Raw genomic sequence first — 12,081 nt, 5'->3', positions numbered from 1 at the left:
ACTACATGAATCAGCCAATCATATTTGTAATAGACGACGATGTTCAGGTTTTACGTGCCATTACACGCGACCTGAAAAATAAATTCAGGCAGGAATACCGCGTGCTCAGCACTTCATCTGCAAAAGAAATTTTAGGCAGCTTGCTGGAACTAAAAAATAAAGGCGAAACCGTAGCCATGTTTATTTCAGACCAGCGCATGCCTGAAATGCAGGGCGTTGATTTTTTAACGCAGGCAATGGAATTTTATGACGACGCCAAAAAAGTTTTGCTCACTGCTTATTCTGATACAGACGCTGCCATAAAAGCTATCAATACCGTTAAGCTTGATTATTATCTTACCAAGCCCTGGGATCCTCCTGAAGAAAAATTATATCCGGTATTGGACGATTTGCTGGATGACTGGCAGAACAGTTTTCATCCCGAGTTTAAAGGCATAAAACTGGTAGGTTATCAATTCTCTCCAAAAAGCCATGAAATAAAAGAATTCTTATCCGGCAATCTTATTCCCTATCAATGGCTTGATGCAAATTCGGAAGATGCGCACCAGCTCATGCAATTGAATAATATTGAAGCCAAAGATTTACCGGCCATATTTTTTGAAGACGGGAAGCTGCTGCTGAGCCCTAAAATCATTGATGTGGCAAGGCACATTGGTTTAAACCCAGAAGCCAAAAACGAGATATATGATGTTGTAATTATTGGTGCAGGCCCGGCTGGTTTGGCGGCATCTGTATATGGATCATCTGAAGGTTTAAAAACTTTATTAATAGAAAGAAAAGCGCCCGGCGGCCAGGCAGGCACCAGTTCACGTATTGAAAATTATCTTGGTTTTCCAACGGGTTTAAGCGGTTCAGATCTTACTAAAAGGGCCATTACGCAGTCGAAAAGATTTGGTACAGATTTTCTTTCGCCGCAAACTGTAAAAAGCATTGAATTGCAGGATAATTACAAGAAGATTATTTTGGAAGATGACAGTTCTATCATGACCAAATCAATCGTAATTACAACCGGTGTTGATTACAGGCAGCTTTCAACGCCCGGGATAGAAAAATTTACGGGCGCAGGCGTTTATTACGGCGCAGCCAATACAGAAGCGCTGGCCTGCAAAAGCAAAGATGTTTTTATTGTAGGCGGTGGTAATTCGGCCGGGCAGGCAGCCATGTATCTTTCCAAGTTTGCCAGGCAGGTAACTATTTTAATAAGAAAGGATAGCCTGTCTTATACCATGTCTTCTTATTTAATAGACCAGATAAAAAGTGTACATAATATTACTGTTTGCATTTTGAGTGAAGTAGTGGAAGCCAGGGGCAATGAACGGCTGGAGCAGTTGGTAATAAAACAGGTTGAAACCGGCGAAACCCATACCGTGGATGCAGCCGCACTGTACATTTTCATTGGCGCAAAACCTTATACCGAATGGCTGCATGGTTTGGTAATAACAAACAATAAAGGTTTTATTGAAACTGGAAGGGATTTAAACCTGTGTGAGAATTTTCACAAGGCATGGAAACTGGAACGCGATCCGTATTTACTGGAAACAAGCTGCCCGGGCATTTTTGCGGCAGGTGATGTGCGTGCCGGCGCCATGAACCGTGTGGCGTCTGCCGTTGGCGAAGGGTCTATGGCCATAAGTTTTGTGCATAAATATCTTGCTGAAATATAAATAATATCGCTATGAACGAAGTATGCGGGCACATTCAGTCCATCACCGAAATAAAACCGCCTAAAGAACTGGTATGTGAAGAGTGTATAAAAAACGGGGGCGAGTGGGTACATTTAAGAACCTGCCAAACCTGTGGTGCTACCCTGTGTTGTGATAGTTCGCCACATAAACACGCCACCAAACATTATCACCGCAGCGGCCACCCGGTTGTTATCTCCGCCGAGCCTGGTGAAAGATGGTTATGGTGTTATAAAGACGAAGTAATGGCGGAATACTGATAAAGTTTTTAAACTATGCCTGATAATACAATAACACCAGCTTCCATTGCGCCTTGGCTTTCAGTTAATGATAGCGCTAAGGCAGTTAGTTTTTATAAAGCTGCCTTTAATGCAATAGAAACTTATCGGCTTGAAGATCCGGATGGTAATGCAGTTGTTAAACTATCTGTTGGAGCCTCGGTATTTTGGGTTAGCGATGCTGCTGATAAAAGCAATGAGCCGGAAAATGTTGGAGGTAACACGGTAAGAATGATCTTAACAGTGTCCGATCCGGATACCATGTTCAAAACGGCACTGGCAGCAGGCGCTGTGGAAGTTTTCCCCGTAAGTGAAGCTCATGGATGGAGGCTGGGAAGACTGATAGATGTTTGCGGCCTGCATTGGGAAATAGGAAAACAGTTGGGGTAAAAGAACAACTCCAAAGCATTTACCTACTGCTTTCAGGGTTTTACCTACATTATCAGCGGCCAAACCTAAAGCACCTTTATACCAAAAAATCTCCTCAATATTTTTGTATCACAAATTAAAACAATCAAATGGACAGCCAAGAAAGAAGAAGGGAAGAATGGAGAAGGCAGATGCACGATAATGGCAGCGGCCGTATTTGGGCAGGCATATTACTGCTAATTGTAGGCGGCTTATTACTTGCAAGGCAGGTGGGCGCCGACATACCAGCCTGGATGTTTGACTGGCCCATGCTGCTGATTGGCATAGGCCTGCTTATCAGCCTTAAAAGCGGGTTCAGAAATGCAGGCGGCTACATAATGATGATCATCGGCAGTGCTTTTTTGATAAATGATATTATGCCCGATGCACATATGGATAAATTTTTGTGGCCTGGCATTTTTATACTTATTGGGATTGTTTTTATAATAAAGCCACATACCTCGCACGACAAAAGATTTTACCGGAAATGGGACAGGTTCGAAGAAAAAATGAACACCAAATTTGCAAATCCTGCCATAACCAATATAGTAACAGAACCTGTAAACACTAAAGAAAATGATGCGGCAGATGCGGAATTTGTAGAGATAAATGCTGTTTTCGGCAGCGTGAACAAACTTATTCTTTCGAAAAATTTTATGGGCGGTGAGGTAAATGCCTTCATGGGCGGTGCGGAGATTAACCTTGCACAGGCCGACATAAAGCAAATAGTAGAGCTTGAAATAAATGCCGTTTTTGGCGGGGCAAAGCTCATTTTACCGGGCAACTGGAATGTTAAAAACCGTATGACGGCTGTGTTTGGCGGCGTAGAAGATAAGCGGCAGGTAAACATTTCATCGCCCGATGCCAATAAAACGATTATCCTGAAAGGCGCCTGCGTATTCGGTGGAATTGAAATAAGAAATTATTAAATCCCGGCAGCAACCTTTTGCACTATTAATGATGTCATAGTTGCGGCAGGCGCTGTGCAACAGGCCGGTTATTACATATTATACAAGTTATTCTATAATCAAACAAATACATTAAATCTATGAAGTGGTATCTCGCTAAACTGGTTTACAGAATATTATGCGGAGATGGCGCGCACACACCGCAGTTTGATGAGCAATTACGTTTAATAAGCGCCGATGATGAATTACATGCATTTCAGAAAGCAAGATTATTCGGGCATAAAGAGCAGGATAATTTTCTAAACGCTGCAGATAAGCCTGTACACTGGCGGTTTATAGATGTGAGCGAAGTGCATGAGCTAAACAGTTTAAACGATGGCGTTGAAATTTATTCCCGCATTTCCGAAGAAGAGAATGGTGAAATATACACCAAGCTTACATTAATGCGGGCTTCGCACCTGCAGGAAAACTTCTTGCATACAACCATGCAGTTAAATTAAACATCTTTTGATAACAGGCACATCAAACAGGGGATTGCTGTTTCTTAACGTAAGCTGGTGGCTTATTGTAAGTGCCGTGCATGCATATGTGCTTTCGGAGCTCTCATTCACTGTATATGAAATTCTGATTGACACGCTTGTAACATCTGGATTGCTGGGCGGCATTTCTTTTCTTATAGTAAATAATATGCGGTATTATTTGCCCCAGCGTGAAAAATACTGGTACATACTTTTTATAGGTATATGTGTAAGCGGCATGGGTTCGCTGCTGTCAAAATTCCTGTTTAATGTTTTTCTGGGCGACGATGTGCATTATATCGAGCTGTCACAGCATACGGCAGGCATAAGGTTCGGGGTAGGTTTTTTACTGGTAAGTTGTATTGCAATGATAAGTTTATTATGGTATAACCAGGAGGAGCAAAAAGAAATGAATGAACGCAGAACAGAGGCAGAGCAACTGGCAAAAGAAGCGGAGCTGTATAAATTAAGGCAGCAATTACAGCCGCACTTTCTATTCAACAGTTTAAATTCTATCAGCGCTTTAACGGCTGTTCAGCCCGAAAAGGCAAGGCACATGATAAACCAGTTGAGTGAATTTTTACGCGGCACTTTAAAGAAAGACGAAAAGCAATGGAATACGCTGAAAGAAGAAATGCAATACCTTGAACTATACCTCGAAATTGAAAAAGTGCGGTTTGGTTACCGCTTGCAAACTGATATAATTTGTGAAGAAGCTGCGCTTGATCTGAAGTTGCCTTCTTTACTGTTGCAACCAGTAGTGGAAAACGCTATTAAATTCGGGTTATACGATACCACAGGCGAAGTAATGATAAAGGTACATGCATTCAAAAAAGATAACAGCCTTATCGTATCAGTAAAAAATCCTTTTGATCCTGAAACTTCGCAGCCATTAAAAGGCACCGGTTTTGGGCTGCCTTCCATACAGCGCAGGTTATTCCTGCTGTTTGCAAGACAGGATTTATTAACCACAGAAAAAGAAGAAAATAATTTTATAACCACTATACTTATTCCTCAAGCTATATGAATGTAATTCTTATTGATGATGAGCCGCTGGCCAGGAGTATTGTAAAAGAATATTTACAGGCCTATTCCGCTGTAAATATTGCAGCGGAATGTAATGATGGTTTTGAAGGCCTGAAAGCCATTAACCAGTATAATCCTGATCTTATTTTTCTTGATATACAGATGCCTAAGATAACCGGGTTTGAAATGCTGGAACTGATAGAAGAACCGCCTGCAGTAATATTTACAACCGCTTTTGATGAATATGCCATCAAGGCTTTTGAAAGCAATGCAATAGATTATTTATTAAAGCCTTTCAGCAAAGACCGCTTTGAGAAAGCCATACAGAAATATTTGCAGCAACAAAAACCTGTTGTTGCGCAAAGAACAGAGGCTGTACTGGAAGCGGCAGGCCAATCGCCTGTGCAGCAAAACCGCGTGGTGGTAAAAGACGGCAGCAAGATTAAAATAATACCCGTTTCGCAAATACAATACCTGGAAGCTGCCGATGATTATGTAAAGATTTTTACCAGTGAAGGTTCCTTCCTTAAAAAGAAAACAATGGGGTATTTTGATGAATCGCTGCAGGCCTTTCAGTTTGTGCGCGTACACCGTTCTTATATCGTGAATACACAGCTCATAACAAGAATAGATGCATACGAAAAAGATAATCATCTCTTGCTGCTTTCTACCGGCCCTAAAATACCGGTAAGCAAATCTGGATATGCTAAATTGAAAGAAGTATTGGGGATTTAGGGCAGGCTTGTAAGCGATTCATTATTACGGCAAGCCGCAGGCTTCAGGATGCAATTTTTATGCATCATTATTACCACTCACCCCTCGATGCCGGGTTATAACCTGCCCATAATTCTATTGGCAGCATTTCCAGCGGCCTGGTAAACGCAACTTTTAAACTATCCTGTAAACATATCCTGTCTTTCACCACCACAGCAGGGCTGCCAAAACAAATTTTAGCTTCGGGCAATGATTCAAACACACAAGACCTTGTACCCACCACGGTACCCGCGCCGATATGCACGCCCGGCGCAACAAATACATCTGCAGCCAGCCAGCATTGATCGTTAATAACAATAGGTTCAGCATATATGGAAAACGTTTCTTTGTTATGCTCATGGCTGCCCGTGCATAAATAAGACCGTTGTGACACTACCGAATGGCTGCCGATCTTTATTTTGCCAAGGTTATATAATACAACATCGTCTCCTATCCAGCTATAATCGCCCACTTCCAGCTTCCAGGGAAATTGTATGTGCACGGTAGGCCTTATGATAGCTTTTCTGCCTATCCTGGCGCCAAAGCTGCGCAGCAAAAAACGCCTCCAGCCATACATAAATTGCGGTGAGGTTTTAAAGAGCAGCATTTGTACAAGCCACCAGCTTTGTACATACCAGGCAGGCCTTCCCCGGAAGCCCTCAGGCAGCCTGAAGTTTTTTAAGTTTTGGAATTGCATAACATGCAGGTTTGGTAACGGATTAAAAATTCACAAACAGTTCATAGTGGTATCGCTAACAAACTTATTCAATTTTTCAATTGAAAAAAAACAAAAAATTGACCGTATAAAAGGAAAAGCGGTTAGGATTCTTTAAATAATTGCTACAGTTTAACCCCCCCGGTTTCCGCATATAAAAATACCTGCCTGTTAAGCTCTTTAAAGCTTTATAATAGTCGGCTTTGCGAAGACGTAGCACAGCCTGCATTAATGCAGGAAAAATCTGGAGTTATTTTATTTGCATCGGGCTTTGTCTTTTTAAATCAATATATTTCGCTACCGGGCCCACAAGGAATAAGGCATAAAACGGCGCATAGATAAAATGGTTGAGGCGCAAAATAAATTCAACAAGCGCTACGAGTATCACCACTATAATCCTTCCTTTTTTAGTAGATACAGAGGTTCCGGGGTCTGTAATCATAAAGAAAATAAACAACTGGTACATTGGCCCGGTAAGCGGCGATAGTTCTGCCAGAAAAGCATCGCCTGTAATAAGGCAGCGTATATAAGCAAGCAGGATAAAACTTATAACGTAGGCTATAGTTACATGCAGCCTTTTGGCCCTGTTTACAATAAGTAACCCCAACATCCATATAACCGACATAGCGGCGAGGTTGCTGCCCCACTGTATGCTAAGGCCGGCAACATTCATGCTGCTCAAAAAAAGCATCCATGAAACGCCAAAATTGCTTGGGTTCCATAAATGCCTGCCCTTATAACGCAATACATATTTAGAGAGAATAGAAAGCAAAGCCGTAATAAAATAGGGCCATATAACATTCGATCTTATCAATATGCCCACGCTTATGCCTGTTATATAAGCACTGGCAAGATTTTTTTTTGTGCCTAAAATGGTTCTTGCCAATATCATCTCCGATATTACGGATGTACCAATAGCTACAACAAGGCTTAGGTAGTTGTCTAAAATGCCATACGTAAACTGGCCCACCAACAATATAAGTGTAATAAAGGCGGGCGGTATATATTGAAAATTATTTTTTATCCACTGGGAAAACGCATTGGTTTTTGGCAAGCGCTCTGCTTTTAATTCCTGTTCCATCAGCTATTTGGTTTCTTTTATAATATGCAGTTTATTTATTTCAGGATGCTCTATTGTGTCCACATGGCCTGAAGGCCAGTAAACAGTTACTTTATCTGCTTTATCACTCTCGCCCAAACCAAAATGAAGCCTGTGCTGGTTTTGCGAAGAAAAGCCCATGCCTCCGGTAACCACCTGCACCTGCTTTTTACCACCGCCCCATTCAACCATCACTTTGGCGCCAACAGCATCTGTGTTAGACACTGTTCCCACCAAATCAAAATCAACCCAGTGATTGTTATTGCCCGCATCATTTTTATAAACCAACGGTATATTATTCTGATTGGCAACAATTACATCCAGCACACCACGGTTCCATAAGTCGGCCAGGGCTACGGCACGTCCATCATAAGTGGCGGGCGGGCAAACCTTGCCTGATACATCTTCAAACAGGCCATCGCTGTTATTCAGCCATACTTTATCTTCTTCATAACCTGACTGGCTTTTACCCTGCATATCGGGCCAGTTCTTGGCATCGCCGATGATAGTGCTGTTACCGCCTGTTACCTTTGAATAATCGTACCAGTAAGAGGTATTTTTTTTAGCTGATATAAACCCATTGGCAACATACAAATCCATATAACCATCATTGTTTAAATCGCCGAGCTGTGCCCCATAAGCCCAGCCTGCATTTTCAATACCTGAAATTTGCGCAAGGTTTACAAACGATGGGTTATCTTTCATATTCTCACTGTTGGGCAGCCAGTAATTATTACCTTGTATCAATATGCCTTTCTCTGTAATGTTAGTTGTATACACGCCAATATTTCCATCGTTATTTATATCGCCAAGTGAAGCGCTCATGCCACTCTTAGGTATGCGGCCAACACCGGCGGCATTACCTTTTTCTTCAAATCTTTTCCCGCCTTCATTCAAATAAAATTCATCCACATTATAATCGTTGGCAACATATAATTCAGGAAAGCCATCGCCGTTAAAATCTGCAGCCGCAGCCGCAAGCACCCATTTGGTGGAAGTGATGCCATACGCTTCCGCCACATCTTTAAACCTGCCACTCCCCATGTTCATTAAAAGATATTTTCTGCCGCCATTATTGGCATAGCGAAAACTCTCGGGCATCATTTTGGTGGTGTGCAAACTATCTATGTTAATATCTTCCTTATAATATCCGCCAATAAAAATATCAAGCAGGCCATCATTATTAAAGTCAAACCATATAGCGCTGTTGGCGTTCACCCAGGCCGGCAGGCCGCTGCCATCTGTTACACGTTCAAATCTTTTCCCATCAATATTTTTAAACAATTCAGGCTTTCCCCATTTGTATAAAAGCAAGTCTTTAAATCCGTCGTTATCATAATCTCCCCAGACCGCACCCATTGAAACACCCGTGCCTTTTGTGTTTACATCAGCAAGGCCTGCGGCGTCCGCTACGTCTTCAAACTTTCCATCGCGAAGGTTACGGTATAAAGCATTTTTACTGCCGGTTTTGCTGTTGGTAAAATAAAGATCGTTCCAGCCGTCATTATCAAAATCACAAACAGAAACAGAAGCGCCCATAGAAGCAATCTGCATTTTAATATGCTCCAGTTTAGGATCAACATCAGGGCAAATATGCGTAAACGTTATACCGGCTGCTTTATTTACAGGCTCAAGATAAAAACCGTATTTCTTTAAAGCCTCTTCTTTTTGCCGGCTGTCTGCAACGGTATCGCCGTTTGCAAATGAATTACCCCTGGATAAAAGGTAGGTTGCGGCAAGCAAGCCGATAAAAATCACCACAGCTATTGTTTTGGCAGCTTTTCTTCCCATTACAAAAAATATTTTCAGCTTAATAAATGCGGGTAAATATAAAGAGAAATGCATAGAACAGGTGTGATATTAGTCATGTTGATTATTACTATCTTCACCCACACTTTTGTAAGCCTGATTTATATGCCAAGTAAAATATTGATTCGCTTTTATTTCGTTTCGATGGCCGCCATGTTTACATTGTTTTTTACCGCTTGTAAAAACAAAACCGACGATTTAAAAAATGATGCTGCAGGCAATAATTCACCAAGAATTAATGCCATTACTTTGTTGCATGACGGCAAATTCAATGAAGCGGAAATAGCTTTTAAGAAAGCCATAAAGGCCGATCCCACTAACGTTCTGAACTATGTGGATCTTTCCCTGATCTATCTTAATAAAAACAAGTTTGATGAAGTTGAAAAAGAAGTGCAGGCAGGTTTAAAAATACAACCAAAGAATACTGACCTGATGCAGATACTGGCTGCCAGTTATATAAAGCAAAACAATAGGGACGCCGCCGAAAAACAACTAAACCTGGTATTAAGCATTGACGGGAAAAATATGACAGCGTATTATATGTTATCAATGCTGGCAAAGAACAGTTTAGATGTGGCTGCACAGCAATACAATCTTTTAAAAATACTCGAAGTCAATCCTTCCAACATTACTGTGCGCATGCAATTAACGGAATTGCTGGCGGCGCAAGGCAAAACAGATTCTTCACTTTATTACCTGCAAAGCATAAAGAAAATAGCGCCGGAATTTTCTGATCTGGCCGCAGCACCTTATAAAGAAGCCGTTGCCTTACTGCAAAAAAACCAGCCTGAAAAAGCAGCGTATTATATACAGCAGTTTCATAAGGTAATGGAAGTATCAAGAATTTATGCCATCAGCATGGCTGAAATAGAACCGCCTGCCTTGCCCGAAGTGAATGCAGATTTTAATGACAGCCGGTTTACGCAGGCCGATTATAAAAACAATAATGCTTCATGGCAGGATATAAAGTTTACAGATGTTTCGCAAACGCTCGGTATTACCACACCGGGCATTGCCAATTCAAGCCGTTCTGTTTTGGCACTTGTGGATGATGATGGCACAGGCAATATGTATATCTATTCAAGTTTTGGCGCGCCCGGTTCAACGTCCACACATTTTCTTTTTAAAAGAGATTTCGGCAATTTTACTGAAGTGCCCGCCACTGCCGGTGTTGACCTTAAAACCGAAGAGCTGGCGGCAGCATTTGCAGATTATGATAATGATGGTTACCAGGATTTATTTATATCCACCACAAAAGGCATCGTGCTGTTTCAAAATCGCGGCGATGGCAATTTTTCAAGGGTAAGAAAAGATATTGGCTTAAGTAAAATTTCCGACGGCAATAAACTTTTAATAGCCGATTTTGACCAGGATGGCGATCTTGATTTATACGTAGGCTGTACCAATACAAACAAGTTTTTCAGGAATAATGGCGACGGCACTTTTAGTGAACAGGCCGGTGCCATGAACCTCGTCTTAACAGCCGGTATAAAAGATATGGATTTTGGTGACTGGGATACTGACGGCGATCTTGATATAGCCTTGGTAACAACAAATGGTTCGGTACAGTTAATAAATAACAACAGGCATTCAAAATTCTCCAATTATACTGATTCTGTTAAACTGTTTGCTTATAAAGGCAATGCCATTGCATTTGCAGATTACAATAACGATGGCATGCCCGATTTGTTTGTTGGCGGTGTAAAAGGCGGCAACTCTTTCCTGCTTAAAAACACCGGCAAAAACGGGTATGTGCCCGACGCGGCATCGCAGGTGTTTTCTGATGCACTTAAAAATGTAAATATATCCGGTGTAACGTTTATTGATTTTGATAATGACGGGCATGAAGATATTTTGGTTGCCGGAACTACGGCAGACGGCTCAAAGGGATTACAATTATTTCATAACGATACAACAAAAGGTTTCAGTAATGCTTCAAACATGTTGCCGCAAACGGCCACACAAGGTTTGCATACAGCCATCGCCGATCTCAATTTAGATGGCGATGATGATATATTTATGACAGGCCCCGCCGGTCTTTATATTATAAGAAATGATGGCGGCAATTCGAGCCATTACATGCAGGTGCAGTTAACCGGTTTGTCTTATGGCAATAATAAAAATAACCGGCTGGGCATAGGTGCACAGGTGGAACTGAAAGCAGGCGATCTCTACCAGGTAAAAACGATCAGGCGGGCACTTACCAACTTTGGTATCGGCGTGCGTGATTCGTTTGATGCGGTTAGAATAATCTGGCCGAATGGCATGCCGCAATATATCAGTGATCCCTCCCGCAAACAGAAATTTATTGAGCAGGAAAAACTCAAAGGCTCCTGCCCTTTCCTGTATGCCTGGAATGGACAGCGGTATGAGTTTGTAAAAGATATGATGTGGCGCAGCGCACTCGGCATGCCTTTGGCCATTAATGGAAAAGATACCACCTATGCTTTCTCCGATGCATCCAAAGAATACCTGCTTATTCCCGGTGATAACATTAAACCAAAAGATGGCAAATATTCCATTAAAATAACTGAAGAACTTTGGGAAGCAGTTTATTTCGACAAGGCTGAACTCATCGCCGTTGATCATCCTGATTCGGTGGATGTGTTTGCCGATGAGCGGTTTACTCCACCGCCTTTTGCAGGCAAACAACTCTATCCTGTTGCTGCAAAACATTATCCCGTAAAAGCCACAGATGGCAATGGTGATGATGTGCTCGATAAAATAAAAGCTTACGATTTTCAATACATATCTAATTTTGAAATGGGCAAATTCCAGGGGCTTGCCCAAGACCATGACCTCGTGTTGGATTTGGGAGATAAAGCATCCAATAATAACCTTCATCTCTTTTTGCGTGGATGGATATTTCCTGCTGATGCCAGCAT

At 41.8% G+C, this 12,081-nt stretch carries 11 protein-coding genes; 8 read left to right on the top strand and 3 right to left on the bottom strand.

Going from position 1 to position 12,081, the window contains the following annotated elements:
* Nucleotides 1-5 precede the first annotated feature (5 nt).
* The 7 genes from ACTHN6_RS15360 to ACTHN6_RS15330 all read left to right on the top strand — a co-directional run bounded on the left by ACTHN6_RS15360 (nt 6) and on the right by ACTHN6_RS15330 (nt 5,555).
* Complete coding sequence (locus ACTHN6_RS15360; protein WP_440436653.1) at nt 6-1,664, top strand: FAD-dependent oxidoreductase; 1,659 nt, start codon at nt 6-8, stop codon at nt 1,662-1,664.
* An 11-nt stretch (nt 1,665-1,675) separates the two neighbouring features.
* A complete protein-coding gene (locus tag ACTHN6_RS15355; RefSeq protein WP_440436652.1) occupies nt 1,676-1,942 on the top strand; it encodes a UBP-type zinc finger domain-containing protein in 267 nt (88 codons plus the stop codon).
* A gap of 15 nt (nt 1,943-1,957) precedes the next feature.
* Entirely contained in the window at nt 1,958-2,350 is a 393-nt protein-coding gene (locus tag ACTHN6_RS15350; protein ID WP_440436651.1) for a VOC family protein, read from the top strand.
* Between the two features lie 128 nt (nt 2,351-2,478).
* Complete coding sequence (locus ACTHN6_RS15345) at nt 2,479-3,297, top strand: LiaF transmembrane domain-containing protein (protein WP_440436650.1); 819 nt, start codon at nt 2,479-2,481, stop codon at nt 3,295-3,297.
* Between the two features lie 119 nt (nt 3,298-3,416).
* The gene (locus ACTHN6_RS15340; protein WP_090658966.1) at nt 3,417-3,776 is read left to right on the top strand and encodes a DUF4288 domain-containing protein; all 360 of its coding nucleotides are present in this window, start codon (nt 3,417-3,419) and stop codon (nt 3,774-3,776) included.
* A gap of 7 nt (nt 3,777-3,783) precedes the next feature.
* A complete protein-coding gene (locus ACTHN6_RS15335; RefSeq protein WP_440436649.1) occupies nt 3,784-4,821 on the top strand; it encodes a sensor histidine kinase in 1,038 nt (345 codons plus the stop codon).
* Nucleotides 4,818-5,555, top strand: coding sequence for a LytR/AlgR family response regulator transcription factor (locus ACTHN6_RS15330; RefSeq protein WP_440436648.1), 738 nt, complete (start codon nt 4,818-4,820; stop codon nt 5,553-5,555). Before ACTHN6_RS15335 ends, ACTHN6_RS15330 begins: the two co-directional genes overlap by 4 nt.
* Before the next feature lie 70 nt (nt 5,556-5,625).
* Here the strand turns inward: ACTHN6_RS15330 and ACTHN6_RS15325 are convergent, their stop codons facing one another.
* The 3 genes from ACTHN6_RS15325 to ACTHN6_RS15315 all read right to left on the bottom strand — a co-directional run bounded on the left by ACTHN6_RS15325 (nt 5,626) and on the right by ACTHN6_RS15315 (nt 9,178).
* Complete coding sequence (locus ACTHN6_RS15325) at nt 5,626-6,270, bottom strand: putative colanic acid biosynthesis acetyltransferase (RefSeq protein ID WP_440436647.1); 645 nt, start codon at nt 6,268-6,270, stop codon at nt 5,626-5,628.
* A gap of 268 nt (nt 6,271-6,538) precedes the next feature.
* Nucleotides 6,539-7,369, bottom strand: coding sequence for an RnfABCDGE type electron transport complex subunit D (locus tag ACTHN6_RS15320; RefSeq protein ID WP_440436646.1), 831 nt, complete (start codon nt 7,367-7,369; stop codon nt 6,539-6,541).
* Nucleotides 7,370-7,372: 3 nt separating this feature from the next.
* A complete protein-coding gene (locus tag ACTHN6_RS15315) occupies nt 7,373-9,178 on the bottom strand; it encodes a CRTAC1 family protein (RefSeq protein WP_440436645.1) in 1,806 nt (601 codons plus the stop codon).
* A 48-nt stretch (nt 9,179-9,226) separates the two neighbouring features.
* On the opposite strand from ACTHN6_RS15315, the gene ACTHN6_RS15310 reads away from it, so the two are divergent.
* The coding region (locus tag ACTHN6_RS15310; RefSeq protein WP_440436644.1) for an FG-GAP-like repeat-containing protein at nt 9,227-12,081 on the top strand (2,855 nt) is incomplete at its 3' end.

It is taken from the genome of Parafilimonas sp., assembly GCF_051953455.1.
GTDB lineage: Bacteria > Bacteroidota > Bacteroidia > Chitinophagales > Chitinophagaceae > Parafilimonas.
This window is presented reverse-complemented; position numbering and strand designations above follow the sequence as displayed.